Origin of the sequence: Bradyrhizobium sp. CSS354, assembly GCF_029051725.1 — a bacterium.
GTDB lineage: Bacteria > Pseudomonadota > Alphaproteobacteria > Rhizobiales > Xanthobacteraceae > Bradyrhizobium.
In genome coordinates, this window is the sequence record NZ_JAACFU010000023.1 from 73587 (window position 1) to 99794 (window position 26208).

Sequence of the window (26208 nt, forward strand, 5' to 3'; positions counted from 1 at the left end):
TCGCAATGACGATCTGGAGGGAGTGATGCTATCTCCGCCGTCAACCCGCGGATGCTTCTGCACTCGTAAGCAGGGCGCGACAACAGCTCACGCCTCGCCGCGTAGCCACGCCTTCATCTTTTGCAAAAGACCGTGCCGCAACTCGCCGACCGACGCCGCTTCAGCCGGTGTCAGTGTCTGCAAAGCCGCATCGACATCGTCGGTTGCCAGCGTCGGCTCGGACGCAGGCGAGGATGCAAGCCCCGCCGCCGCAAGCGCGATCGGGCCGATCTGCGTCAGGAAAACGCGCTCGTACTCGCGCGATAGGCGCGCGAGCGCGTCTTCCAGCGTCAGCCAGTCGACCGCCTTGATGTCGTTCATCAGCTTGCGGACCGGACCGTCCCCGGCCTCCATCCGCCAGAAATGTACCACCTTGGAACGTCCGCCCGACTGGTAGACGAGCGTGCCCAGAAACTCGTGGATGGCAACGTCGTGGCCGGTCTCTTCCAGCACTTCGCGATGCGCGGCTTGCTTCGGCGTTTCGCCGTCATCGAGCTTGCCCTTGGGCAAGACCCATTCGTTGCGCTTGCGCTGGCGCACGACGGCAATCAGCGGCGGCGCACCTCGCCGCAGCACAATACCACCCGCCGCCATGACCGGCGCCCGCGCCATCACCCAATCCGCAGTCGTAGAACGTCCCCACGAAAGATATAGGCGCTCGACCCGGCAGATTGAAGGCTAGTTTTTTCTCAGCAGCGCTTGACCCGCCCGGATGCGCATGCCCTCGGCGATTCCGTCGCAGAAGGTGAAATCGCCGGGCGCGAGGATGATGATGGTCGAGCCGTGCTCGAACCAGCCGAGCTCCTCGCCCTTGGTCACGTTGACGTCGCAGGGGAAATTGACCGGCCCCCTGGTCTGCGCGTTCAGCACCATGTCGAGGAAGTGCAACCGGATGCTTGCAACCAGGATCGCGGCGACCGGTACCAGCGTCACGGCCTCGCCCGTCGGCAAACGCGTGCGGATCACCGCGCGCTCGTTCTTGCAAAACAGACGCTCGACCCGCTTCAGCGCGATCGGGTTGACGTTCCAGACATCGCCATGGATCAGCGTGACGCGCTCGATATGAGCGTCAAAGGGCGCGTGGAAGCGGTGGTACATGCTCGAGGTCAGCCGCAGCGTGACGAAAGAGCCGTTGCGGTGCTGGTCGACCAGCACGGAGTCTCCGAGCAGATCGAGTAGCGAGTACGGCGCGCCCTTGACCTGGAACAGCTCGGTGTCGGCGATCCGGCCATGGGCGCCGACGATGCCGTCGGACGGACTGGCGACAATGGAGGGGTCGGGATCAAAAGGCCGCAAGCCGGGCTTGAGCTCCCGGGTGAAGCAGTCGTGCAGACTCCTGAAATGGGTCTTGCGCGCCTCCGACAGATCGAGGTCGGAGAACAGCTTCCACAGCGCGATGGAGCCGTCCCGCACCAGCGGGTTCTCGATCTTGGAGAACCAGCCCATGAAACGGGTCAGGGCCGCGCGGGGGATGCGGTTGGTCAACAGGAAGTTGAGGTCTTCCTGCTGGGTGAAAGAGGCGATGAGGGCTTTGACTGTCATGAATCTGTCAGCTCGCAGTATTAGCGCTTGTTGTCATGGAAACGACACTCCCGATTCTTTCTTTGTCCGTGGCCGCCGCAGCGTCCGCTGCCGCCGCCTTCCCGAAAATCAAGGCGCGGATCGAATTGTCCCGCGCCAAACACCGCTCGCTCGCCGGACATTCCAAGATGTCGCGCCGGGTGGCAAAGCTGCTCCCGTTCTACGAATTCGAAGGCGATGCGTACTTCGCCTGCGACGGCGCGCCGGCGAACATCGCAATGCAGCGCAAGGACGGCTTCTTCCGCCTCGCAAGCCTCTACGCCGAGCGCTACCCCAAGGGCCGCGCGATGACGAAGGAAGCGGCGGAAAAGATCTCCGACCTGCACTTCACCGAGACCTACCGCGTGCCGTTCCAGTTCTCGCGTCTGGTTCGCGAGCATTTGGGCACCTCGACCTTCGTGGAGTCGTCGCGCGGCGTCACCGTCACGGATGTCGACGGCAACACCTCCTACGACCTCACCGGGTCCTACGGCGTCAACATCTTCGGCAACGACTTCTACAAGGAATGCATCGAGGGCTCCGAGAAGCGGGCGCACGCACTCGGGCCGGTGCTCGGCCCCTACCATCCCGTCATCCTCGAGAACGTGGCGCGGCTGTGCCAGATCTCGGGCCTCGACGAAGTGTCCTTCCACATGTCCGGCACCGAAGCCGTGATGCAGGCGGTGCGGCTCGCGCGCTATCACACCAAGCGCAGCCATCTCGTCCGCTTCGCCGGCGCCTATCACGGCTGGTGGGGCGACGTGCAGCCCGGCGTCGGCAATCCGATTCCTGCGCACGAGACCTACACCCTCGCCGAAATGTCGGAGAAGACGCTGCACGTGCTGCGTACGCGCAAGGACATCGCCTGCGTGCTGGTCAACCCGCTGCAGGGGCTGCATCCGAACGGCAACGCGCCCGGCGATTCCTCGCTGGTCGATTCCTCCCGGGGCGGCAATTTCGACCGCGCGGCCTACACCGCGTGGCTGAAGCAGCTGCGCGAGGTCTGCACCGAGCGCGGCATCGTGCTGATCTTCGACGAGGTCTTCGTCGGCTTCCGTCTCGCCGCAGGCGGCGCCCAGGAGTATTTCGGCGTCCGCGCCGACATGGTGACCTACGGCAAGAGCCTCGCCGGCGGCCTGCCGATCGGCGTGGTCTGCGGCAAACGCCTGCTGATGCGCCGCTTCCGCGACGACCGCCCGGCCGACGTCTGCTTCGCCCGCGGCACCTTCAACTCGCACCCCTACGTCATGACGGCGATGGACGAGTTTCTGAGCCGGCTCGCCAGCCCGAATTTCCGCGCCGTCTATGACGGACTGGACGAGACCTGGAACGGCCGCGCGGAAAAGCTCAACCGGATGATGATCGACGCCGACCTGCCGGTGCGGTTTGCCAACTTCTCGTCGATCTGGACGGTGAAATACAGCACGCCATCCCGCTACAACTGGATGCTGCAATATTACCTGCGTGCCGAAGGCCTGTCCTTGAGCTGGGTCGGCACCGGCCGGCTGATCTTCAGCCTGAACTATACCGATGCCGATTTCACCGAGGTCGCCGAGCGTTTCGTCCGCGCGGCCGAGAAGATGAAGGCCGACGGCTTCTGGTGGCACGATGGCGTCCTCACCAACAAGACCATCAAGCGGCAGATCCTGAAAGAGATGCTCGCCAAGCGCTTCGGGCGCTGAGGCTAGTTCCTCCAACGGCGTCATGGCCGGGCTTGTCCCGGCCATCCACGCGGCTCCGCGCGAGAACTCCAACACGTGGATGCCCGGGACGAGCCCGGGCATGACGCAATCATCAGACATCGGAGGCCTTGGTGAGAACGGCGCGCTCAGGCGTGCTGCTCTTCGAGCGTGGGCTCGCCGATGAGGCCCAGCGTGTGCTCGGGCTTGAGATGCAGGCCGGGATCCATCAGCTCGCCGCGCATCAGCGCCAGCGGCGCGTTGCGGTAGAGCATCAAATCGTGGAAGGGGTCGGTCAGGATCTTCGTCATCCAGACGAGGCCGGTCTCGACGTCGCGGATGAAGAACAGGTGCACCGTGCGGAACAGGAGACCGCCACCGCCGACCACGAGCCAGATCTTGGCGACCTGCCGCATGAAGTCGGTCGCGCCCGCCCAGGGCGTGAACAGTCCGAACAGCGTGGGATCGACCAACAGCACCAGTGGCGACAGCGCCCAGATCGACATCAGCACCACCTTGCGCTGAAGGTTGTAGCCGACCTTGATCTCTTCCTTGTGCTCGTGCGTCGCCTGATTGACGTGGTCGTAGCCGTGCGGCTCGAAGAAGAAGTGACCAGCTTGACGCGAGGTCATCGACACCAGCCAGCCGACCAGTGCCGATACCATGGGATCGACGAACAGCCAGACGTATGCGAACAGAAAGCTCAGCGCGCTGACGAAGTGCAGGCTCTGATTGATGCGGCTGTGGTGATAGTAGCGATGGTCGTCCCAGCGCTGGATCCGCAGCTGTTCGAGATAGTTCTTGATCATGCTCTCCCCCAAATGCTTTCGGCTTCAGGATTTACAGAGATTCGATGTAGGCCGTGTGACATCATCATTTTGTCATGTGACGATTTGCAGCGACGCGGTGACGCACGCGACCCGTGAGCTGGGTCATGCCGCCTTGGCGACGTCGAGCTTGCGGAAGCGCACCAGCGAGAAATGACCGAGCGGCGGGATCAGGCGGCGCTCGGCGAGCTCGATGCCGTCGGCACCGGCCAGCCATTTGGCGTAACGCGACCAGGCGAACTCGGCGGTGCGGAAGCCGAGCGGGCGCACCACCGGCTGCAGCTTCTGCTCGATGAAGCGGCGCATGCCGGTATCGGCGCTGACGCGGGTGAGGATGATCAGCTCGCCGCCCGGGCGTAGCACGCGGGCGAATTCGTCCAGCGCGACTTCCGGATTCGGCACGGCCGTGACGACGTATTGCGCCATCACGACGTCGAAGGAGTTGTCGGGAAATTCGAGCTTCTCGGCATCCATCACCGCGAGGCCTTCGACGTTGTTCAGCTTGCCCTCGGCGACGCGCTGGCGCGCCTTGTCGAGCATCGCCTCCGAGATGTCGGTGCCGAAGATGCGCAGATGCGGCGCGTAGAGCGGCAGCGAGATGCCGGTGCCGACGCCGACCTCGAGCACCCGGCCGCCGATCTTGTTGGTGGCGGCGATCGCGGCCTGCCGGCCCTTGGCGAACACGCCCCCGAACACCAGGTCATAGACCGGCGCCCAGCGATCATAGGCCTGCTCGACCGTGCCACGGGTGAGGTCGAGCTGCTGGGTGCCGTCAAGGTTCATGATCTTAGCCATCGATGAGGTTCTCGCTGTGGTTCAAAACGTTTTGGGTCAACCGCGCACCGGCCGCCGCGCCATGCGAGGCGAGGCGCGCAAGGCACGGCTGGGCTGAAGTGAGGTGAGGTTGCCGACGAACTGGCGCGCGCTGTTTTCCCAGGAGCGCTCCAGCGCGAAGTTGCGGCAGGTCTGGCGGGACATGGTGAGCGCGCGCAGGCACGCGGCGCGCAGATCGTGGTCGATCGCGCCGATCGGATGATCGGCGATGACATCCTTCGGACCCGTCACCGGAAACGCCGCAACCGGCGTGCCGCAGGCGAGCGCCTCGAGCTGCACCACGCCGAACGTGTCGGTCAGGCTCGGAAACACGAACACGTCGGCGGCGGCGAGATGAGCGGTGAGATCGGCGCCCTTCTTCTCGCCGAGGAAGACCACATCAGGATATTTCTTTTCGAGCGCAGCCTTCTGCGGGCCGTCGCCGACGACGACCTTGGTGCCGGGCAGGTCGAGCGAGAGGAACGCCTCGAGATTCTTCTCCACCGCCACGCGGCCCATCGTCATGAAGATCGGCCCGGGCAAATCGAGCTTGGCCGGAGAGTCGGGATGGAACAGCTCGGTGTTGACGCCGCGGGTCCAGAAGCCGAGCCGCTTGAAGCCGCGCTCGGACAGCTCTTGCCGCAGCGAGGCCGTTGCCACCATCGTCATCGCGGCGGCATCGTGGAAGTGGCGCAGCACGGCGTAGCCGACACTCGCGGGGATGCCGGTTCGCACCGAGACATATTCCGGAAAGCGCGTGGTGTAGGAGGTGGTGAAGGCGAGCCCGTTGCGACGGCAATAAGCCCGCGCCGCCCAGCCGATCGGCCCCTCGGTCGCGATGTGCAGCGCTTCCGGCGCCGCCTTCTCGATCCGCCGCGCAATCTCGTTGCCGCTCGGCAGCGCAATGCGCAGCCCCGGATAGGTCGGCAACGGCCACGACCGAAAGCCGTCCGGCGTGAGGAAGTCGATCTCGACATCCAATGCCTTGGCCGCGCCAGCCAGCGAGGTCAGCGTCCGCACCACACCGTTGACCTGTGGATGCCAGGCGTCAGTCGCGATTAATACCCGCATGGGGAAATCCCGAGATTTTTATGATTCTCGGCTTTGGACCATCAACCACGGATATTTCAGGCGTGTGACGTCATGGAAGTGTCGGCCCGCTGTTTTGTTCGTTAACGGATCCACGCAGCCACGAAACCGTCATGAAACAATCCTTGCCGCCATGAAGCCGTTTTCGGTTTTCCGCGCAAACGTCCCGAAACTTCTTGCCGTTAGTGATCTACGCAACAGAGCACCGAAGCGGTGCCGGGGCGGCCAAGCAACACCGCGCAAACAGGGGCGACCAATGATCAATCTGGAGACGTTGAAGACTTATTCGCGCGCCGTTGCGTTTGGCGCAGTGGCTGTCACCGCGATCGCGTTCGCCGGACCGGCGAAGGCCGCGCCCGTGCAGCTCTTCCCGTTCTTCCAACCGCTGCCGCCGATCGCAGCGCCGCAGCCGTACCAACCCTATCAAGCGACGCCCTATCAGGCCGCGCCGTCCGAAGATCAGGACGTCATTGAAACACCCGCCCGCTTTCGTCGTCAGACGGTCTCCTACGCGACGCGTGAGGCGCCCGGCACCATCATCATCGATACGCCCAACACCTACCTCTATCTCGTGCTCGGCAACGGCCAGGCGATACGCTACGGCATCGGTGTCGGCCGCGACGGTTTCACCTGGTCCGGCGTGCAGTCAGTGACCAGGAAGGCGGAGTGGCCGGCGTGGACCCCGCCGCCGAAGATGATCGCCCGCCAGCCCTATCTGCCGCGCCACATGGCCGGCGGCCCCGGCAATCCGCTCGGCGCCCGCGCCATGTATCTCGGCGGCACCATCTACCGCATCCACGGCACCAACGCGCCCGAGACCATCGGCAAGCAGGTCTCCTCCGGCTGCATCCGCCTGACCAATGACGACGTCTCGGATCTCTACTCCCGCGTCAATGTCGGCACCAAGGTCATCGTGCTGCCGATGACGGAGCGCCGCGCCGACCTCGGCGCCGCGACGCGGTAAGCAACAGGACATTGTGACGCAAACGGCCCCGGAACCCACCGGGGCCGTTTTCGTTGGCCCTCGGCATCCCGATGCGCGCGCGTGCTGCGGCGCGATCCCCGATGGAGGCGCGAATGCAATCACGTCCGCAATCGCCGCAAGGCACATGGCTGCACGTGTTCGCCGGCGCAGTGGCACTGCTGCTCACCGCGCCCGCCTCGCTCGCACAGCAGCCGGCGAGCGGCGACGCAGCCCAGCAGGCCTTCAACAATTCCTGCCGAACCTGCCACTCGGTGAAAGAGGGCGACAATCGTCTGGGCCCCAACCTCAATAAAATCGTCGGACGCAAAGCCGGCTCGCTGCCGAACTACAACTATTCCTCGTCGATGAAAGAAGCCGACTTCGTCTGGGACCAGGACAAACTCACCCGCTTCATGGTCAAGCCGGACGAAGTCGTATCCGGCAACAAGATGCAGCCCTATGGCGGCGTCTCGGCAGAGGAAGCGGCGAAGGTGGTTGCATATTTGCAGGCGGCTTCGCCGTAACCAGCCCCCGACGCAGGACGCCGGCCGGTTATCTGTCCCTAGTTCCCCTTCACCAGCGGGCAGCCGCCTTTGTCGAGCGGACGGAAGGCCTCGTCGCCGGGCACGGTGGCGATCAGCTTGTAGAGGTCCCACTCGCCCTTGGAATCCTCTGGCTTCTTGACCTCGAACAGATACATGTCGTGGACCATGCGGCCATCGATGCGGATCTTGCCGTTCTTTGCGAAGAAGTCGTTGACCGGCGTTTTGCGCATCTGCTCCATCACTTTCGGTGCCTCGTCGGACTTGATGGCGTCGATCGCCTTCAGGTAATGCATCGTCGCCGAATAGAGCCCCGCCTGGATCATGGTCGGCATGTGGCCGACCTTCTCGTTGAAGCGCTTGGAGAAGGCGCGCGTCTCCTCGTTGGTGTCCCAGTAGAACGCGTCGGTGATGATCAGACCCTGCGTCGACTTGATGCCGAGCGAATGAACGTCGGTGATCTCCATGAGCAAGGCGATCATCTTCTGGCCGCCCTGCGTCAGGCCGAACTCGGCCGCCTGTTTGAGCGCGTTGGTGGTGTCGCCGCCGGCATTGGCCAGCGCGACGACCTTGGCCTTGGAGGCCTGGGCCTGGAGCAGGAAGGAGGAGAAGTCCGACGAGTTGAGCGGATGGCGGACCTCGCCGAGCACCTTGCCGCCGCTCTCCTTGACGACGTTGGCGGCGTCGCGCTGCAGCGCCATGCCGAAGGCGTAGTCGGCGGTGACGAAGAACCAGGAGTCCTCGCCGCGCTTGACCATCGCCTTGCCGGCGACGTTGGACAGCGCATAAGTGTCGTAGGTCCAGTGCACCGTGTTGGGCGAGCAGGCGACGCCCGTGATATCGGATGAGCCGCCGCCGGAATTGATGTGGATCTTGTTCTTCTCGCGCGTCAGCGCCGAGATTGGCAGCGCCACCGACGAGGTCGGCACGTCGAAGATCGCGTCGACCTTGTCGTTGTCGTACCAGTTGCGGGCGATGTTGACGCCGACGTCGGGCTTGTTCTGGTGATCGGCGGAGACCACGGCGACCTGCTTGCCCGCGACCTTGCCGCCGTAATCGGCGACCGCCATCTCCACGGCCGCGAGCGAGCCCTTGCCGGTCGCGTCCGCATAGAGGCTCGACATGTCCGTGAGCACGCCGATCTTGACGACGTCGTCCGAAATCTGCGCCTGCGCGGCGCCCGAAGTGGCGGCGAGAGCGAGACCGGCCGCGACCGCGGCGATGAGTTTTTGCATTTTGTTTCTCCCTTTGTGTTGTTGTTTGGGCGTTGTTGCGGGCATGTTCTAGCGACAAACGGACGCGGTCGCAAAGCCCGGGATGCGCGAGGAGGGTTGAGAAATAAGCAGGGCGCGGCGGTGTTCCTTCGTCTCTCCCCGCTTGCGGGAAAGCAATCGAATCTGATCCGAGAGTTTGGGCGCAAAGCCTTCGCGTCGTGGCCGGGCCTGTCCCGGCCATCCACGTCTAACCATGCGGCACAAAGAACGTGGATGCCCGGGACAAGCCCGGGCATGACGACCTCTCGCGCATGCTCACATGCGATAGCCCTGCCGCAAGCCGGGTGAGCGAGAAGCGCCGATCCCGCTCACGCGCTGCCCTTGAGCCGTTCATTGCGTCGGCGCAAGCCTTCCAGCGTGGCGAGCAGGATCACCGAGACCGTGGTCAGAATCACCGCCGCTGCCGTGATGGTCGGGCTGATGTTCTCGCGGATGCCGCTGAACATCTCGCGCGGCAGCGTGCGCTGTTCCGGACCTGCCATGAACAGCACGATCACCACCTCGTCGAAGCTGGTCGCGAAGGCGAACAGGGCCCCCGACGCCACGCCAGGCAGGATCAGCGGCAGGATCACGCGGCGGAACGCATCAAGCGGCGAAGCGCCGAGCGAGGCGGCGGCGCGTGCCAGATTGGTGTCGAAGCTTTGCAGCGTCGCGCCGACCGTGATCACCACGAAGGGCGTCGCCAGCGCGGTGTGGGCCAGGATCAAGCCGAGATAACTGCCGGTCAGTCCGATCGGCGCGAAGAAAAAATACAGGCCGACCGCGGTGATGACCCCGGGCACGACGACCGGCGACAGCACGAAAGCCAGCACGAGCGGCTTGAACCGGCTCTTCCACTGCGCCAGCCCCAGCGCGGCCAGCGTGCCGAGCACCATCGACAGCAGGGTCGAGGCCACACCGATGATCATGCTGTTCTTCAGCGAATTCATCCAGCGCGGCGAATTGATGAAGTCGTCATACCAGCGCAGGGAGAGACCCGGCAGCGGATAGGTGAGATACGAGCCCGAGCTGAAGGACAGCGGCATGATCGCGAGGATCGGCGCGATCAGGAAGATGAACACCAGCGTGGAGATCACGATGGTCGCGGCCCACGCGATGCGCTGACTGGGCGTGCGGAGGGAGGGACTGTCGCTCAATTCTTCATCCCTCCCGTCACCTGCTGTCCCTGCACCAGCTTTCCGTAGACGAGCGCGAGCAGAATAGTGGCGAGCAGCAGCACCGCACCCAGTGCCGAAGCAAGCCCCCAATTGGCCGTCTCGGTCGTGTAGAGCGCGATGAAGTAGCTGATCATCTGGTCGGCGGCGCCCCCGACGAGTGCCGGCGTGATGTAATAGCCGAGCGCCAGGATGAAAACGAGCAGGCTTCCCGCGCCGATGCCGGGCAGGGTTTGAGGCAGGTAGATGCGCAGGAAGGCGGCGACCGGCGGCGCACCGAGCGAGGCGGCGGCACGCATGTAAGCAGGCGAGATCGCCTTCATGCTGCTGTACAGCGGCAGGATCATGAACGGCAGGAGAACGTGGGTCATGGCCACGCAGACACCGAAGCGGTTGTAGATCAGGCGCAACGGCGTATCGACGATGCCAAGCCAGAGCAGGCTTTCGTTCACGACGCCTTTGCCCTGCAACAGAACGATCCAGGCGCAGGTGCGGACCAGCAGAGACGTCCAGAACGGCAGCAGGACAAAGATCATCAGCAGGTTCGACCGGCCGGGCGGCAGCGCGGCCAGCAAGTAAGCGACCGGGAAGCCGAGGATCAGGCAAAGTGCCGTGACACTGAGGCTGATGAGGAAGGTGCGGACGAAAACGTCGCGGTAGATGGCCTGATCCGGCGGGGCCGCGACGATCGCGCCGTCCACGTTCCGCGTCAGGTCGAGCGCCGACAAAAGATAGAAGCCGGTCATGGGACCACTGGCGTCCTTGATCGTGGTCCAAGTGGCGCGTTCGCGCCAGGCGGGGTTGATCTTGCCCAGCGTCTCCCTCGCCGTGCCGGGCTCGGGCACGGTCTTCAGATTGCGTGCGGTGCTGGTCAGGATCGTGCGGAAGCCGTTCAGTGCGTAATTTAGCCGCTTGGCCGCAATCGCAATGGTGCCGGAAGCGCGCGCCGCCATGATGTCGCCGGCCAGCGCCGCGTAGGCCTTTTCGTCCGGCAGATCCCTGCCGTCCCAACTGGCGAGAGCCGCGATGGTCTGAGGCAGAACCTGGCGCACCTCCCGGTCATCGACCGAGCGCCACAGCATGCCGGCGATGGGCCCAGCGAAGGTGAAGAGCAGGAAGACGAGAAGCGGCAGCACCAGCGCCAATGCCTTGACCTGGCGTGCTCGCTCCGCACGCCGCAATCGGCGCTTGAGCGGCACCTCGGTCGATGCGTTGGCGCCGGTCAAGAGCGCATCCGTCATTGGTCGAGCCCTGCGGGGCGCGCTACTTCGCTGCCCATTTGTTGAAGCGCTCGGTCAGGCGGTCGATGTTCTCGAGCCAGAAGGCGACGTTGATCTCGACCGCATTCTTGATGTTGTCGGGTGCCGTCGGCAGGTCCTTCAGAACAGCAGGCGCGAGCAGAGCGGCTGCGGCCTTGTTCGAGGTGCCATAAGCAATGTTCTCCGACAGTTTCGACTGGTTCTCCGCTTTGCCGACAAAGTCCAGGAACTTGTAGGCCGCATCCTTGTTCGGGCTGCCTTTCAGGATGACCCAGGTGTCGAGGGTAAACAGCGCTCCGTCCCACACCATGCCGAAATTCTTCTTCTCGTTCTTGTTCGCGGTGTCGATGCGGCCATTGTAGACCGAGGTCATTGCCACCTCGCCGGAGGCGAGCAATTGCGGCGGCTGAGCGCCGGCCTTCCACCACACGATGTCGCCCTTGATGGTGTCCAGCTTCTTGAACGCGCGCTCGACGCCTTCGTCGGTCGCCAGCACCTTGTAGACGTCCTTTGGCGCGACGCCGTCGGCCATGAGGGCGATCTCCAGCGTGGTCTTCGGGCCCTGACGCAAGGCCCTCTTGCCCGGAATCTTCTTGGTGTCGAAGAAGTCGGCCCAGCCCTTGGGAGCCTCTTTCAGCTTGTCCTTGTCGTAGCCGAGAACGAAATCGTAGAGGATGGCGCCGACGCCGCAAGCGTTGACTGACGGTGGGATATAGGCGGCCTCGCCGCCGATCTTCGAATAGTCGAGCTTCTCGAACAGGCCTTCCTCGCAGCCAACCGCCAGTTCGTCGCTCTCGACCTGGACGACGTCCCAGGTGGCGGCACCACCCTGCACCTTGGCGCGCAACACGCCGACGCCCCCGTCCCATGACTCGTCGTTCATCGCAACGCCGGTCGCTTTCTTGAACGGCTCGAAATAGACCTTCTTCTGGGCATCCTGATAGGCGCCGCCCCACGACACGACGGTGAGGTCACGCGCCTGCGCGACCGTGGCCAGCGCCGCGCTGGCGGTGAATGCCGCGGCGAACCCCAGTACAATCTTGCGCTTCAGCATGGTCTTTGTTCCTTCTTCTTCACGTGAATTGCGTTGAGCTTGGTCGGTGCAGGTCCGCCCGCGTGGGAGCGATGTTGCATCGTTGGATCAGACGGGATCGAGAGCCAGGCAGTCCTCCGGGCGGAAGGTGATGAACACGTCATCACCAGGTCTCAGGCTATCGGCTCTTACGTTGCCAGCTCTCAGGCTGTCATGCGCCCCGGGCTGAAGCTTGACCATGAACTCCCTGTTGTCGGCGACGTCGAGCACGGCCAGCGCGTGGTCGCCGAGATAGATGGTGTTCTGCACCTTGGCAGGCAGTCGGTTCGGTTGGTCGCTGGAGGTGCCATTCGGGATAATGGCGATCCGCTCCGGCCGCACCGACAGCGAGGTCGATGCGCCCGCGCCCGATACGTTGACCGCTCGTGCGGTCACGGCGCCGCCGCCCGCCAGCGCAACGCGGCAATATCCTTTCTCGACCGTCTCGACGGTGCCGGACAGCACATTGTTCTCGCCGATGAAATGGGCGACGAAGCTGTTCACCGGATGCTCATACAGCGCGTCGGGCCTGTCGATCTGCTGCACGATGCCGTCGTTGAACACGGCGATGCGGTCCGACATGGTGAGCGCTTCACTTTGATCGTGGGTGACGTAGACGACGGTGATGCCCATCGTCTCGTGCAGTTGCTTGATCTCCAGTTGCATCTGCTCCCGCAGGCGCTTGTCCAGGGCGCCCAGGGGCTCGTCCATCAGCACGAGTTGCGGATTGAACACCAGGGCACGGGCAAGCGCCACGCGCTGCTGCTGACCGCCGGACAACTGCCCGGGCCGCCGCTGCGCCAGGTTTTCCATCTTGATCATGCGCAACGCTGCCCTCACGCGCTCTTGCGCTTCGGCCTTGTTCGTGTTGCGGACGGATAGCGGGAAGGCGATATTCTCCGCAATCGTCAGGTGCGGAAACAAGGCATAGTTCTGGAAGACCATGCCGATGTCGCGCTTGTGTGGCGGCACGTTCTTGATCGGCCGGTCCGCGATAATCTCGCCATGGGTCGGAACTTCGAAACCCGCCAGCATCATCAGGGTGGTCGTCTTGCCCGAGCCCGACGGACCGAGCAGGGTGACGAACTCGCCCTTCCTGATGTCGAGATCGAGGTTCTTCACCACGAGGTGCTCGCCATCGTAGGTCTTCTGAATGCCGGAAAATCGCACCAGCGCCGGCGCAGGCGTGACCATGCCGGCTTCCATGTCGTCCTCGCGTTATCAGCCACACTGCTGTCAGCACCTCGTCCGAAGGTGCGAGGAACAGCTTAGCATCCTCCGACCAGATTGCCAGCGGTGCAAGCGACGACGCGCACGAACCCCTCGAGGAAAGGCGCGCGCTACATTCCCGACAGTTTCGTCACAGATACATTCAGCGAGCCGCCGGCTTCCGCGATCACGCGCAGCGTCTTGGAGTCGAAGGCGATGTCGGCCAGCGTCAGGCTGTCGATCTTCGCCTCGACCTTGATGCCGTCCTCGTTTTTCTGGAAGTCGGCGATCGCGGCGGCGATCTTCTCGCGTGCGTTGGCGGCAATCGGCTTCAGATCGATCGTCGCTTTCTGCACCAGCGCCTGCTGCATCTGCGGCACCACCGCGCGCGCCGCGGCACCCAGGAGGCCGAAGGCCGCCTCCGACTCCACCGCGAGCTGGATGTCGGCGAGCCTCAGCGTCTGCTGCGCCTGGTCGAGCATCGGCCGGCCCCAGATGTGCACGGTCGCTTCGGCGCCGAGACCAAGCCAGCTCTTCTTCTCCTTGGCGCGCACCAGCAGCGAAATCAGGAGGCGCTCGCCCGACGGGATCACGTTGACGCTCTTGACGGTGACGTCCACCGGACCGGAGCCGTCCTCGGGATAGGTGCGGCCGACCATCTGCGCCGCGATCAGCTTGTTGATCTCGGTGAAGGGCACGTCGATGGGTACGCCGATATTCACACCGGTGCCGGTCGGCGGCACGATCGATATCTTGTCGGGGAACGGGCAGTCGGGCTTGGTCGGCGTGGACGTAACGCGCGTCTCCGCTTCCAGGCCCAGCAGCAGGGTCACGGCCTGCGCATCGACGCGCGGCTGCGCCGCGATGGCGCGGATCGGCTTCATCTCCAGCCAGAGCGGCGGCAGCGCGGCCGAGGAGCCCGAGCCTTGCAGCGGGATCGAGCGGCAGGCCTTGGCCCATTGCAGCTTCGCGTTCTCCCGCAAGGTCGGATCGTTGCGCATGCGTTCGGAGACGGCGTTGATCTGTTCGCCGACTGTCTTGTCGATCAGCGGCTTCACCTGCGCCGGCACGTTGACCTTGGCGCCCGAGACGTTGAGGTTGGTGTCGCCAAGATTGACCTGGGCGCCGAGATTGGGCTCGAGATGCCAGTTGGCCGCGAGCTTCGGCCGCGAGGTGACGACGACGTTGCCCTTGATCTCGGCGCTGGCGTTCAGATTCTTGATGTTGACCGCGCCGATCTGTTTTGCGGCATTGCCGCCGAGCACGCTGCCGAGCGCCTCGCCGAGGGCGCCGGTGGCTTTCGACGACAGCGATCCCGTCACGTTCAGCTTGCCCGTGAGCGGTGTCGAGATCGTCAGCACGTCCTTGTCGCCCGCAGCCGACATCGGCCCGCGCACGGCGGACCAGCCGATGTCGGCGTTCTCCAGGATTTGCGAAATCGGGTTCTCGGCCTTGCCGGCGAAATTGCGCGGGGCGGCCTTCTCGGCCTGCTCGCGGATCGCCGACAGCGCGATGGCGACCGGCGCCACCACGATCGAACTCTTCGAGACCGGCGGCAGCGGCGGCAGTTGCGCGACCGGCGGCGCGGAATTCGTCGCCCGCGGCGACAGCAAGTCCATCGCCTTCAGGCTGATGAAAAACGACGCCGCGAGTACCGCGACGGCGATCAGGATGGTCTTCAAGTTCAGAGTTAGTCGCATCAATCCCCCAGGCCGCCCGGGAGGGATTTTACAGGGCGGGAGAGAGGGGCGCTAGAGCGTACCGATGGGGTGGAATTGCGGCGAATGGGTTAACGGCTGCGAATGCGCAATTGCCGTGGATTCAGGCAGCCCCTCACGAAACTAGCCGCGTTTGGGACGGCGGACCGCTCTCACATTGCCGCGATCTCCGCCACCGCAGAAGAAACGGTCGCCGCCATCGGACTCCAATCCCGACACCATCGTCCCGGCGGGCAGGTCGAGCTGCTCCAGCACCTTGCCCGTATCTGGGTCGATCCGCCTGATGTCGCTGTCCTCCCCTTCCCAGGTGCCGTGCCACAGTTCGCCGTCGACCCAGGTCACCCCGGTGACGAAGCGCTTGCTTTCGATGGTGCGGAGAATTTTTCCCGTCTGGGGATCGACCTGATGGATCTTGCGCTCCCGATACTGCCCGACCCAGAGCGAGCCCTCGGCCCAAGCCAATCCGGAATCGCCACCGCCGCCAGGTGCAGGGATGGTGGCGAGCACCTTGCCGGTCGCAGCGTCAATCTTCTGGATGCGGTCCTCGGCGATCTGGAACAGGTGCCGGCCGTCGAACGCCGTTCCCGCATGCGCGGCGACATCGATGGAGCGGGCGATCTTGCCGTCGGCCGGATCGACCGCATTCAATCTGTCGCCGGATGCGAACCACATATGGCTGCCGTCATAGGTGACGCCGTGCACGGCTTCGACGCCCGCAAAGGGCCCGTATTCCCTGACGATCTCGGCGGCTGAACGTTTCATCTGCTCGGTCCCTGTGGTGTGAATCCCACCTTACGTCTTCATGAGCGATCCGGGGAGTAACAAGCCTGTCGGGAAACCCGGGACGGGCGGCGTCATCCAGCGCCGCGCCCGTCCGTGTCCGAAGGACTGCACCTTGTTCGATCGCGCCAGCTCTTCGAGCGCCCGCTGCACGGTGCGCGCGCTCGTTGCCAGCGCCAGCGCGAGCGCCGAGCTCGACCAGGGCTCGCCGTCGGAGAGGAAAGCCAGCACGCTGGCGTGCTTCTCCTCGACGGGCCGTGCCAGCACGAGGACCTGCCGCGTCTTGCGCGATGTCAGCACAAAACCCTCCTTCGTCGCGCTGACGTCGGCGAGAGGCTCGAGCTTGGTGCGGAGCCGCCCGATTTCGACGCGGAGCCGGGCGCGATGCGATTCATCGACGTGCCTTGCCTGAAACGCTCCCGTGATCAACATTTCCCGCGAGACGTCGGCCGGCCAGGCCTGCGCCAGGATGCGGGCGAGTGCGAACAGCACCGGCCGCCTTCCGAGCGGCACGAGGATGCCTCGCCTGCGAACCGCGTGATGGAATGTGTCCACCACGAGCGCTTCCGATGTCGCGAGGCCCTCGACCTCCTCGAGCAGCAACGGCCGTTCGTGCCCACGCGTGATCAGGCGCGCTGCGGGCGTGTCGAGCACGCGGCTCGTGCCTTCGACCTCGGCCGCAAGTGCTGGAATGCCGGCCTGCCGCGCTGCGCTCGCCGCGCGCCCGAGCGCCACGCGCGCGTCTTTCGTTCGGAGCCGCCTGATGGCGATGCCGGCGATCACGAGTTCGCGGGCGACCTGCGCAGGCGGGGGCAACGGCGTGGTGTTGATCTCGGCCAGTGTGCGTTCGGCCTCGTCGAGGCGCCCGAGAAGGAGAAGTCGTCGCGCCTCGATGTGACCCGCATGGGCGGCGTTGGCGAGGTCACCGTGACCTTCGAGCGTCGCCCGTGCGGCCGCGAGCGTCTTCGCCGGCCAGTTCAGGTCACGCGAGACGAGCGCGATCTCGGCCTCCGCCACCACGCATCTTGCACGCGCGACCGCCTCTCTCGGACCGAAGGCGCGTGCGGCGCTGCGCAGCAGCGTCTTCGCCTTCGCGAGGTCGCCGAGCTGCGCCATCGCGATGCCGCGCAGCGCCAGCGAAGGTGCATCGTTGCGCAGTGCGACGCGGTTCAGCGCGCCGAGCGGATCGCCGGCTTCAAGCGCGCGGGCCGCGGCCGTGATCAGCGACTCCATTCAAATCCCGCCACACTTGTTACTCCCACCGCGCAACTGTCCGGTGCGAGAGATCGTTGACGGCCGACAATGTGCGGCGAGGAGCGAGCGGTTCCGCATCTTGCATAGCGAGATACGGAACGACCGCCCGGGAAAAGTTGGAGAGCCATGATGACATCAGCTGACAACGCAGGAAATAACGGACAGGCCGCCATGCAAACACCGCCGGTGGTGTCGCCGCAGGACTGGGAGGCCGCCCGTCAGCAACTGCTCGTGAAGGAAAAGGCGCATACCCGTGCCCGCGACGCCCTGGCCGCCGAGCGCCGGCGCATGCCGTGGATGGAAGTCACCAAAACCTATGCGTTCGAGGGGCCCGGCGGCAAGATCAGTCTGCACGACCTGTTCCAGGGGCGGCGGCAGCTGATCGTCTACCGCGCCTTCTTCGAGCCGGGCGTGTTCGGCTGGCCGGATCACGCCTGCCGCGGCTGCTCGATGGTGGCCGATCAGGTCGCCCATGTCGCGCACCTGAATGCCCGCGACACCACGCTGGTGTTCGCCTCGCGCGCGCCGCAGGCCGATATCATCAGGCTGAAGCAGCGGATGGGCTGGACCATGCCATGGGTCACCGTCACCGACAGTTTCGATGCGGATTTCGGCGTCGACGAATGGCACGGGACCAACGTGTTCTACCGCGACGGAGATCGGATATTCCGCACCTACTTCGTCAAGAGCCGCGGCGACGAGCAGATGGGCGGCACCTGGAATTATCTCGACATCACGCCGCTGGGACGGCAGGAGGTCTGGGAGGATTCGCCGAAAGGCTATCCGCAGACGCCGACCTACAAATGGTGGAACTGGCACGACAGCTACACTGAAGGCGCGGCGCCCGACAAGAAATGGGTCGAGATCTCGACCGCCGGCGAGAAGGCATTTCGCGAGGAGGCGGCTGAAGGACGTGACTAGTCCCGTGAGCGCAACTGCCGGCGCGAGCCGCAACGGTGTGGTGGCAGCGCGCCACCTCGCCAGATGGCTCGGGCTGGCGGCGACGCCGACCTTCGCGATCATGGCCGTGCTGACGGCCGTGCTCGATGGCCCGGCGGACGTGCTGTGCGGCTCCGGACACGGGGCGATGCTCGGAGGGATGGTGCCGATGTATCTGCTGATGAGCGCGTTTCATTCGGCGGCATGGCTGAGGCTGATTGCGGAGTGGCGTGGCGGAGTTGGCCGTTAGCGGCTACCCCGCGCCCGCCCCGTCCTTCGAGACGCCCGCCTGCAGCGGGCTCCTCGGACTGAGGGGCGACGGCAGACGAAAAAAGACACGACAGCGCGCCCGGCAAAAACCAGGCGCGCTTCGTTTAGCCGTTCAGAGCCGAATTACTCCGAGTACTTGAACTCGGGCATGTTCTTCAGCTCGTCCTTGCTCGCATTGAACACGGCGTGATCCGGATACCATTTCGACGAGGACGACGCGGTCGTTGTCGTCGCGGGCTTGTTGTCGGTGCCGGTCGCGGCACCCGTCGTGGTGCTCGCCGCGGGCCGGTTGGCTGCGCTGTTCGGGTTGTTGCCAGCAGCGCCGGTGTAGGCAACCGCCTCGTTGACGAACTTCAGCTTCTCATAGGGCACCGCGACCAGATGCTCGCCGAGGCCGAGGAAGCCACCGACGCCGATCACGGCGATCTTGATGTTGCCGCTCTTGTCCATCAGCAGATCATTGATCGAGCCGATGTTCTCGTTGGCGTCGTTGTAGACCTTGATGCCGTCCATCTTGGACGTACGCCACTGTCCCGACGCGGTCGTGGTGGTCGTCGAGGCGGCGGCAGCCGGCGCCTTGTCGGTGGTGGCGGTCGGATTTTGCGCGAACGCAACGGTTGCGAGCAGTGCGGTACCGGCGAGACCGGCCGCGATCGATTTCATCAACATATTGTCCTCTCCTTCAGCAGAAAACTTGTGCGGAGAAAACAGTCCGGATCAGTCCCAGTTCCGCGCGCGCTGCAATTTCGTCGCGCGCTGGGCGAGTATCAGAGCTGCGCGTGATTGTTCCTAAGTCACTCAGGAACATTTTGCAGCGCACCGTTTCTCGCCGACCATCGCGCGGGGCGCGGGATCGAGCGGATGCAGTTGCTGGTGCGGCAGCAGCCGCGGCTTTGCGGCTTGAGGCATGATCCGGAAAAATGTGCAGCGGTTTTTCCGAAATCATGCCCAAAGATAAACCTCAGGCCGCGAGCGGCGGATGTTGGAGCGCCGCCTCGTCGAAGATCGCTACCGCCTCGAAGCGATAATTGCAGGCGTGGCAGGTCCAGAGATAGGAGACGCGCCCTTCGCCCGGCTCGATCCAGTCGGGCTGCGCGATCGGCGTGCCGCATTGGGCACAGGGGTTATGTCTGGGGATCTCGCCGGTGTGGGCATTGACCATGGTTGATTTTGTCATGGCACCTCTCCCGATTCGCTGGCCGTGACATACTCGCTTTCATCCGCCTATGCGAATAGACAGGCCTGCTGTCGCGAGGTGTCCGCCTGAAGGAACTCCTGCGCCAGCATTGAGTCGTCACAGCGGCTCGGCGCCGCGAAAACGTTAACGGCGGCGTTTGGTCACATCATCGCCGCGTTCGGGAGGCCTAAACGGCAGCCGGGCGCAGGCGTTCAATCAGTCTCAGGGGCCTCCGGGATATCTGATGAAAATTTTACATGTTGCCGCGCTGCTCGCGGCCGGACTGACGTTGCCGCAGGCGGCATTCGCGGGCCAAGCGGAATACGCCGAGATGGTCGCGGCCCATGCCCGCGCCAACGGCGTGCCGGAGGCGCTCGTGCATCGCGTCATCATGCGCGAGAGCCGCTACCAGCCCGGCCTGGTCGGCCATGGCGGCACCATCGGGCTGATGCAGATCAAGCTCGCGACCGCCCGCGGCGTCGGCTACACCGGTGATGCCGCCGGCCTGCGCGATCCCAACACCAACCTCACCTATGCCGTGAAATATCTCGCCGGCGCCTATCACGCCGCCAATGGCGATCACGCGAGAGCCGTTCGTTATTTCGCCGGCGGCTATTACTACGCCGCAAAGCGGCAGCGGCAGGAAGCCGTCCAAGTCGCCAATATGGGCGAGGCCAGTATGGGCGCCCCTTGGCTCGAGCCGAACGGCAATCCGCAGCCGATATTCGGCGCCGTCCCGCACCGTAAGCTCGCCCAGCGCGTTCGCAACGCCCGGGCGCAGGCGCCCGCTCGCTGATCGCCGTCATGGCCGGGCTTGTCCCGGCCATCCACGAACTTTCGCGCCGCATCAAGAACGTGGATGCCCGGGACAAGCCCGGGCATGACGACCGACAGCACATTGACATCCCACTCCACTGGCATACATTCCGTCCGTTCCGAGGGGTGCTCCGAGGAGGAGCTGAGATACCGCTAAATGGGCAAATCCGCCCAGGACCGCGGTGACCCTTTGAACCTGATCCGGGTCATGCCGGCGAAGGGACAGGGATGTTGCAGACGACCAAGCGACCGGATTCCCCGGTATCCATCATCGGCGCAGGCATTGCAGGCGCCTGGCAGGCCTTGCTGTTCGCGCAGGCCGGCCACGCCGTCACCCTGCACGAGCGGGGTGACGCCGAAATGACCGATGCCACCAGCCATTGGGCCGGCGGCATGCTCGCGCCTTATTGCGAGGCGGAAGTTTCCGAACCCATCATCTCCAGGCTCGGCCTGCGCTCGCTCGACATCTGGCGGCGCGAGCTGCCCGACACGCCCTTCAACGGATCGCTGGTCGTCGCCCATCCGCGCGAGCGCCACGACTTCGAGCGTTTTGCCCGGATGACCGCAGGCCATCGCCGGCTCGATGCCGCCGGCCTGGCCGAGCTCGAGCCGTCGCTCGAAGGCCGCTTCCGCGACGCGCTGTTCTTCCCGACCGAAGGCCATGTCGAGCCGCGCCGCGTGCTGCCGAAACTGCACGAGCGCATCAAAGCTGCTGGCGGCACCATCAAGTTCGACAGCGACGTCACCGCCGGGGATCTCGACGGCATCGTCATCGACTGCCGCGGCCTTTCTGCGCGCGACGAGCAGCCAGAGCTTCGCGGCGTCAAGGGCGAGATGATCCTGATCGAAACCGCCGAGGTGCAGCTCGCGCGCCCGGTTCGGCTGATCCATCCGCGCTGGCCGCTCTACGTGATTCCGCGCGAGGACAATCTGTTCATGCTGGGCGCGACCTCGATCGAGGCCGAGGACACCGGCGTCAGCGTCCGCTCGGCACTGGAGCTGTTGGGCGCGGCCTATGCCGTGCATCCCGCCTTCGGCGAGGCCCGCATCGTCGAATTCGGCTCCGGCCTGCGCCCCGCTTTCCCCGACAATCTGCCGCGCATCGGCATTCGCGGCGAAAACATCGCCGTGAACGGGCTCTACCGCCACGGCTTCCTGATCGCGCCGGCGCTGGCCGAGCTGACGCTCGCCTATGTCGAGCGCGGCCAGATCGACAATGAGGTGATGCAATGCGCGTGATCGTGAACGGCGAGCAACGCGAGATCAATTCGGCCAGCGTTGACGCGCTGCTCAGCGAGCTCGACTACGAAGGCACCCATTTCGCGATCGCGCTCAACTACGACGTCGTGCCGAAGAGCCGCTGGGCCGAGACCGCGCTGAAGGCCGGCGACGAGATCGAAATCATCACGCCGCGGCAGGGAGGGTGAAGATGATCGCACGTTCTCTCTCCTTGTCGTCCCGGCGAAGGCCGGGACCCATAGCCACCGTCCTTCATTGGGACGGAAGGTCTCTGCCAAGCTGCCCTAAGGGAAATCACGCGGTATGGGTCCCGGCCTTCGCCGGGACGACAGTTGAATTTGAGGAGACACCTCCCACATGGTGACCTTCTACGGCAAGACCTTCCCCTCCCGCCTGCTGATCGGCAGCGCACTCTATCCCTCGCCTGCGATCATGCAGTCGGCGATCCGCGCCTCGGGCTCGAACATCGTCACGGTGTCGCTGCGGCGCGAATCCGCCGGCGGCAAGACCGGCGATGCGTTCTGGAATCTGATCCGCGAGCTCGACGTCACCGTGCTGCCGAACACCGCCGGCTGCCGCAGCGTGCGCGAGGCGGTAACCACGGCAAAGCTCGCACGCGAATTGTTTGCGACGTCCTGGATCAAGCTCGAAGTCATCGCCGACAACGACACGCTGCAGCCCGACGTGGTCGGACTCGTGGAAGCCGCCACCATCCTGATCAAGGACGGCTTTGAGGTGTTCCCCTATTGCACCGAGGATCTCTCGGTCGCCAACCGCCTGGTCGATGCCGGCTGCAAGGTGGTGATGCCGTGGGCGGCGCCGATCGGCAGCGCGAAAGGCATCACCAACCGTGACGCGCTCAAGCTGATGCGCGAGCGGCTGCCCGACATCACGCTGGTGGTCGATGCCGGCATCGGCGCGCCCTCGCATGCGGCGCAGGCGCTCGAGCTCGGCTACGACGCCGTGCTGCTCAACACCGCCATCGCAAAAGCCGCCGATCCCGTCGCGATGGCCAACGCCTTCCGCCTCGGTATCGAGGCCGGCCGCACCGCTTACGAAGCCGGGCTGATGAACGCCCGCGATTTCGCCTCCCCTTCCACCCCTGTCGTTGGGACACCCTTTTGGCATGCCGTATCCTGATCGCTTTTATCCAGTCGTCGACAGCCTCGCCTGGGTCGAACGCCTGACCAGACTCGGCGTCGGCACCATCCAGCTGCGGGCAAAGGACCTCGACGATTCCCAGTCGCTCCAGATGGTCACCGACGCGCTGGCGATCACCGCGGGCACGCAAGCCAAGCTCGTCGTGAACGATTATTGGCGCGCGGCGATCGTCGCCGGCGCGAAATATTTACATCTCGGCCAGGAGGACCTTGCCGACGCAGACCTCGGCGCCATCCGCGAGGCCGGCCTGTCGCTCGGCCTCTCCACCCATGACGATGCCGAGCTGGAAACGGCGCTCGCCGCAAAACCCGACTATGTCGCGCTGGGCCCGATCTTCTTCACCACCTTGAAGTCGATGCGCTTCGAGCCGCAGGGCATTCCAAAGATCACGGAATGGAAGAAGCGCATCGGCACCATCCCGCTGGTCGCGATCGGCGGCATCAAGTTCGAGCACGCGGCGGAGATCTTTGCCGCCGGCGCGGATTCCATCGCCGTTGTTTCCGACGTCACCCAGAACGCCGACCCGGATGCGCGGGTGCGGCAATGGCTCGGCCTGTCCGCGGAGGCGGCGTGATGCGTCTCACTCTCTCACTTCGTCATTGCGAGGAGCACTTGCGACGAAGCAATCCAGACTGTCTCTGCAGAGAGATTCTGGATTGCTTCGCTGCGCTCGCAATGACGGAGCAAGAATTCACCGCCATCGCCCAGACGCACACACATACGAATTAAACCGGAGGATCCCATGAACATCCGCTCCAATCCCGACAAGACCGTCCCCGCCGTCACCACCGGCCCGCTGCCCTCGTCGCGAAGAATCTTCGCCTCGCCCGATGCCGCGCCCGACCTGCGCGTGCCGCTGCGCGAGATCATCCTGTCCGAAGGCGCCGGCGAGCCGAACCTGCCGGTCTACGACACCTCGGGCCCCTACACCGACCCCAGCGTGACCATCGACGTCAACGCCGGTCTCGCGCGCGGCCGCAAGGCCTGGGTGCTGGAGCGCGGCGGCGTCGAGGAATATCAGGGCCGGCAGATCAAGCCCGAGGACAACGGCAGCGTCTCCACGGACAAGGCCGCGCGCGCCTTCTCGGCCTATCACCAGCCGCTGCGTGGCCTTGACGGCCACAAAATCACCCAGCTCGAATTCGCCCGTGCCGGCATCATCACCAAGGAGATGATCTACGTCGCCGCGCGCGAAAATCTCGGCCGCAAGCAGCAGCTCGAACGTGCCGAAGCAGCCCTCGCCGACGGCGAAAGTTTTGGCGCCGAAGTCCCCGCTTTCATCACCCCCGAGTTCGTGCGCAGCGAAATCGCCCGCGGCCGCGCCATCATCCCCTGCAACATCAACCACAGTGAACTGGAGCCGATGATTATTGGCCGCAACTTCCTGACCAAGATCAACGCCAATATCGGCAACTCGGCGGTGACGTCATCGGTCGAGGAAGAGGTCGAGAAGATGGTGTGGGCGATCCGCTGGGGCGCCGACACCGTGATGGACCTCTCGACGGGGCGCAACATCCACACCACCCGCGAATGGATTTTGCGCAACGCGCCGGTGCCGATCGGCACCGTTCCAATCTATCAGGCGCTGGAGAAGTGCGACGGCGATCCGGTCAAGCTGACCTGGGAGCTCTACAAGGACACGCTGATCGAGCAGTGCGAGCAGGGCGTCGACTATTTCACCATCCACGCCGGCGTGCGCCTGCAATACATCCACCTCACCGCCAGCCGCGTCACCGGCATCGTCAGCCGCGGCGGCTCGATCATGGCGAAGTGGTGCCTGGCGCATCACAAGGAGAGCTTCCTCTACACCCATTTCGACGAGATCTGCGACCTCATGCGCAAGTACGACGTCTCGTTCTCGCTCGGCGACGGCCTGCGTCCGGGCTCGATCGCCGACGCCAACGATCGCGCGCAGTTCGCGGAGCTGGAGACGCTCGGCGAGCTCACCAAGATCGCGTGGGACAAGGGCTGCCAGGTCATGATCGAAGGCCCCGGCCACGTGCCGATGCACAAGATCAAGATCAACATGGACAAGCAGCTCAAGGAGTGCGGCGAGGCGCCGTTCTACACCCTCGGACCCCTGACCACCGACATCGCGCCGGGCTACGACCACATCACCTCCGGCATCGGTGCCGCCATGATCGGCTGGTTCGGCTGCGCCATGCTCTGCTACGTCACGCCGAAGGAGCATCTCGGCCTGCCCGATCGCAACGACGTCAAGGTCGGCGTCATCACCTACAAGATCGCCGCCCACGCCTCCGATCTCGCCAAGGGTCATCCGGCCGCGCAACTGCGCGACGACGCGCTCTCCCGCGCCCGTTTCGACTTCCGCTGGAGCGACCAGTTCAACCTCGGCCTCGATCCCGACACCGCCAAGAACTTCCACGACGAGACCCTGCCGAAGGAAGCCCACAAGGTCGCGCATTTCTGCTCGATGTGCGGGCCAAAATTCTGCTCGATGAAGATCACGCAGGACGTCCGCGACTACGCGGCGACGCTGAATGATCCGAACGGCTTGGGCATGTCGATGAGCGGGACGGCCGAGGACGGCATGAAGCAGATGAGCGCGAAGTTCAAGGAGATGGGCGAGAACTTGTATCTGGATGCCGAGAAGGTGAAGGAGAGCAATCGGGTGTTGTGAGCGGGCCCGTACGAATTCTGGGGGCGACGGTCGTCGCCCCCAAAGTTGGAAACAGCCCATGCGGTTTGAAATACTACCAGGACTACCACCGTACGGACCTCCGGCCATCTCTTTGACCGGACGCGGTGACCGCGAATTTCGGGAAGGTTTGGTTGTCCGTTTCCATCCCAAGGGTTCCGATTCATGGGTGGGCAATTTCGTGGGAGGCATCTTCGATTACACCGCTGTGCTCGATCATCCCAACGGAAGGGACGTGATCGTTGTCGCGTATGGCGACACCTGCATTATCGATCCGGAACACCGTGCAGTTAGAGATCACATTGCAAGTGATACCAAACGCGCGATTGCGGTACCGGCTCTTGGACTGATCGTTTTCCAAGGATTGGTCGACTTCAGCGCGGTTCGGTCAGATGACCTGCGATGGATTAGCCCGCGGATTTCGTGGGATGGCTTCCGCAATATCAATGTTAAAGAATCCAAACTTGCCGGCGAAGCATGGTCTCCAATTGGAGACTCTTGGGTATCATTCAGCCTCGATCTTTTGACAGGCCACTGCACCGACGGAATTTATGAACTAGAAGCGGCTCGGGCGGTGCGTGTGACGCGCAAATCGGACTAGCACGCGTAGCCCGGATGAGCGCAGCGACATCCGGGTCTTTGCTGTCCCGCATGTCGCTCCGCTCATGCGGGCTACAACTGCGGATAATTGACGTGCCCGAGATCACCCTCCAC

27 protein-coding genes and 1 riboswitch are annotated in these 26208 nt (G+C 64.4%); of the genes, 12 read left to right on the forward strand and 15 right to left on the reverse strand.

What is annotated here, in order from left to right:
* Positions 1-87: 87 nt before the first annotated feature.
* Both GWG67_RS34135 and asd read right to left on the reverse strand, forming a co-directional pair.
* Positions 88-651, reverse strand: a complete 564-nt coding sequence (locus GWG67_RS34135; protein ID WP_275173932.1) for an NUDIX hydrolase — start codon at positions 649-651, stop codon at positions 88-90.
* A gap of 66 nt (positions 652-717) precedes the next feature.
* Positions 718-1581, reverse strand: coding sequence for an archaetidylserine decarboxylase (gene asd, locus GWG67_RS34140; RefSeq protein WP_275173934.1), 864 nt, complete (start codon positions 1579-1581; stop codon positions 718-720).
* A gap of 35 nt (positions 1582-1616) precedes the next feature.
* On the opposite strand from asd, the gene GWG67_RS34145 reads away from it, so the two are divergent.
* Positions 1617-3281, forward strand: coding sequence for an aminotransferase class III-fold pyridoxal phosphate-dependent enzyme (locus tag GWG67_RS34145; protein WP_275173936.1), 1665 nt, complete (start codon positions 1617-1619; stop codon positions 3279-3281).
* Between the two features lie 146 nt (positions 3282-3427).
* On the opposite strand, the gene GWG67_RS34150 is transcribed toward GWG67_RS34145, so the two are convergent.
* The 3 genes from GWG67_RS34150 to GWG67_RS34160 all read right to left on the reverse strand — a co-directional run bounded on the left by GWG67_RS34150 (position 3428) and on the right by GWG67_RS34160 (position 5989).
* The gene (locus GWG67_RS34150; protein WP_275173937.1) at positions 3428-4087 is read right to left on the reverse strand and encodes a hypothetical protein; all 660 of its coding nucleotides are present in this window, start codon (positions 4085-4087) and stop codon (positions 3428-3430) included.
* Between the two features lie 123 nt (positions 4088-4210).
* Positions 4211-4900, reverse strand: coding sequence for a methyltransferase domain-containing protein (locus GWG67_RS34155; protein WP_106945316.1), 690 nt, complete (start codon positions 4898-4900; stop codon positions 4211-4213).
* Positions 4901-4936: 36 nt separating this feature from the next.
* Positions 4937-5989 carry a glycosyltransferase family 1 protein gene (locus GWG67_RS34160; protein ID WP_275173939.1) on the reverse strand — a complete coding sequence of 351 codons (1053 nt, stop codon included), beginning with the start codon at positions 5987-5989 and terminating at the stop codon, positions 4937-4939.
* Between the two features lie 274 nt (positions 5990-6263).
* Between GWG67_RS34160 and GWG67_RS34165 the strand changes: the two genes are divergently transcribed.
* Together GWG67_RS34165 and GWG67_RS34170 are read left to right on the forward strand one after the other, a co-directional pair.
* Entirely contained in the window at positions 6264-6971 is a 708-nt protein-coding gene (locus GWG67_RS34165; protein ID WP_275173941.1) for a L,D-transpeptidase, read from the forward strand.
* A 113-nt stretch (positions 6972-7084) separates the two neighbouring features.
* The gene (locus tag GWG67_RS34170; protein WP_275173942.1) at positions 7085-7495 is read left to right on the forward strand and encodes a cytochrome c family protein; all 411 of its coding nucleotides are present in this window, start codon (positions 7085-7087) and stop codon (positions 7493-7495) included.
* Between the two features lie 38 nt (positions 7496-7533).
* Here the strand turns inward: GWG67_RS34170 and GWG67_RS34175 are convergent, their stop codons facing one another.
* From GWG67_RS34175 to GWG67_RS34210, 8 genes are all read right to left on the reverse strand, one after another.
* Complete coding sequence (locus tag GWG67_RS34175; RefSeq protein WP_275173944.1) at positions 7534-8748, reverse strand: ABC transporter substrate-binding protein; 1215 nt, start codon at positions 8746-8748, stop codon at positions 7534-7536.
* Positions 8749-9095: 347 nt separating this feature from the next.
* Positions 9096-9923 carry an ABC transporter permease gene (locus GWG67_RS34180; RefSeq protein ID WP_275173946.1) on the reverse strand — a complete coding sequence of 276 codons (828 nt, stop codon included), beginning with the start codon at positions 9921-9923 and terminating at the stop codon, positions 9096-9098.
* Entirely contained in the window at positions 9920-11182 is a 1263-nt protein-coding gene (locus GWG67_RS34185) for an ABC transporter permease (protein ID WP_275173948.1), read from the reverse strand. The genes GWG67_RS34180 and GWG67_RS34185 overlap by 4 nt, the downstream gene beginning before the upstream one ends.
* Positions 11183-11204: 22 nt before the next feature.
* The gene (locus GWG67_RS34190; protein ID WP_275173950.1) at positions 11205-12254 is read right to left on the reverse strand and encodes an ABC transporter substrate-binding protein; all 1050 of its coding nucleotides are present in this window, start codon (positions 12252-12254) and stop codon (positions 11205-11207) included.
* Between the two features lie 87 nt (positions 12255-12341).
* Complete coding sequence (locus tag GWG67_RS34195) at positions 12342-13478, reverse strand: ABC transporter ATP-binding protein (RefSeq protein WP_275173952.1); 1137 nt, start codon at positions 13476-13478, stop codon at positions 12342-12344.
* Positions 13479-13612: 134 nt separating this feature from the next.
* Positions 13613-15181 carry a DUF4403 family protein gene (locus tag GWG67_RS34200; protein ID WP_275173954.1) on the reverse strand — a complete coding sequence of 523 codons (1569 nt, stop codon included), beginning with the start codon at positions 15179-15181 and terminating at the stop codon, positions 13613-13615.
* A 141-nt stretch (positions 15182-15322) separates the two neighbouring features.
* On the reverse strand, positions 15323-15961 hold the full coding sequence (locus tag GWG67_RS34205; protein ID WP_275173956.1) for a PQQ-binding-like beta-propeller repeat protein: 639 nt from the start codon (positions 15959-15961) through the stop codon (positions 15323-15325).
* Positions 15962-15991: 30 nt separating this feature from the next.
* Positions 15992-17212, reverse strand: coding sequence for a helix-turn-helix domain-containing protein (locus tag GWG67_RS34210; protein WP_275173958.1), 1221 nt, complete (start codon positions 17210-17212; stop codon positions 15992-15994).
* A 147-nt stretch (positions 17213-17359) separates the two neighbouring features.
* Here GWG67_RS34210 and GWG67_RS34215 point away from each other — a divergent pair, with 147 nt between their 5' ends.
* Entirely contained in the window at positions 17360-18154 is a 795-nt protein-coding gene (locus GWG67_RS34215; protein ID WP_275173960.1) for a DUF899 domain-containing protein, read from the forward strand.
* Entirely contained in the window at positions 18147-18422 is a 276-nt protein-coding gene (locus GWG67_RS34220) for a hypothetical protein (protein ID WP_275173962.1), read from the forward strand. Before GWG67_RS34215 ends, GWG67_RS34220 begins: the two co-directional genes overlap by 8 nt.
* 143 nt (positions 18423-18565) lie before the next feature.
* Here GWG67_RS34220 and GWG67_RS34225 read toward each other — a convergent pair whose 3' ends face one another.
* Positions 18566-19111, reverse strand: coding sequence for a PRC-barrel domain-containing protein (locus GWG67_RS34225; RefSeq protein ID WP_275173963.1), 546 nt, complete (start codon positions 19109-19111; stop codon positions 18566-18568).
* Positions 19112-19403: 292 nt separating this feature from the next.
* Positions 19404-19619, reverse strand: coding sequence for a hypothetical protein (locus tag GWG67_RS34230; protein WP_275173965.1), 216 nt, complete (start codon positions 19617-19619; stop codon positions 19404-19406).
* Between the two features lie 244 nt (positions 19620-19863).
* Between GWG67_RS34230 and GWG67_RS34235 the strand changes: the two genes are divergently transcribed.
* The 7 genes from GWG67_RS34235 to GWG67_RS34265 all read left to right on the forward strand — a co-directional run bounded on the left by GWG67_RS34235 (position 19864) and on the right by GWG67_RS34265 (position 26095).
* Positions 19864-20415 carry a lytic transglycosylase domain-containing protein gene (locus GWG67_RS34235; protein ID WP_275173967.1) on the forward strand — a complete coding sequence of 184 codons (552 nt, stop codon included), beginning with the start codon at positions 19864-19866 and terminating at the stop codon, positions 20413-20415.
* Between the two features lie 132 nt (positions 20416-20547).
* Positions 20548-20676: riboswitch (TPP riboswitch) on the forward strand.
* Positions 20664-21674, forward strand: a complete 1011-nt coding sequence (locus tag GWG67_RS34240) for an FAD-dependent oxidoreductase (protein ID WP_275173968.1) — start codon at positions 20664-20666, stop codon at positions 21672-21674. (Overlaps the previous riboswitch by 13 nt.)
* Positions 21665-21862: a sulfur carrier protein ThiS gene (gene thiS / locus GWG67_RS34245; RefSeq protein ID WP_007600772.1), complete on the forward strand. Its 198-nt coding sequence runs from the start codon at positions 21665-21667 to the stop codon at positions 21860-21862. Before GWG67_RS34240 ends, thiS begins: the two co-directional genes overlap by 10 nt.
* Positions 21863-22031: 169 nt before the next feature.
* The gene (locus GWG67_RS34250; protein ID WP_275173969.1) at positions 22032-22814 is read left to right on the forward strand and encodes a thiazole synthase; all 783 of its coding nucleotides are present in this window, start codon (positions 22032-22034) and stop codon (positions 22812-22814) included.
* The gene (locus tag GWG67_RS34255) at positions 22801-23409 is read left to right on the forward strand and encodes a thiamine phosphate synthase (RefSeq protein WP_275173970.1); all 609 of its coding nucleotides are present in this window, start codon (positions 22801-22803) and stop codon (positions 23407-23409) included. The genes GWG67_RS34250 and GWG67_RS34255 overlap by 14 nt, the downstream gene beginning before the upstream one ends.
* A gap of 168 nt (positions 23410-23577) precedes the next feature.
* Entirely contained in the window at positions 23578-25476 is a 1899-nt protein-coding gene (thiC, locus tag GWG67_RS34260) for a phosphomethylpyrimidine synthase ThiC (protein WP_275173971.1), read from the forward strand.
* Between the two features lie 58 nt (positions 25477-25534).
* A complete protein-coding gene (locus tag GWG67_RS34265; RefSeq protein ID WP_275173972.1) occupies positions 25535-26095 on the forward strand; it encodes a hypothetical protein in 561 nt (186 codons plus the stop codon).
* The last annotated feature ends 113 nt before the right edge of the window (positions 26096-26208 follow it).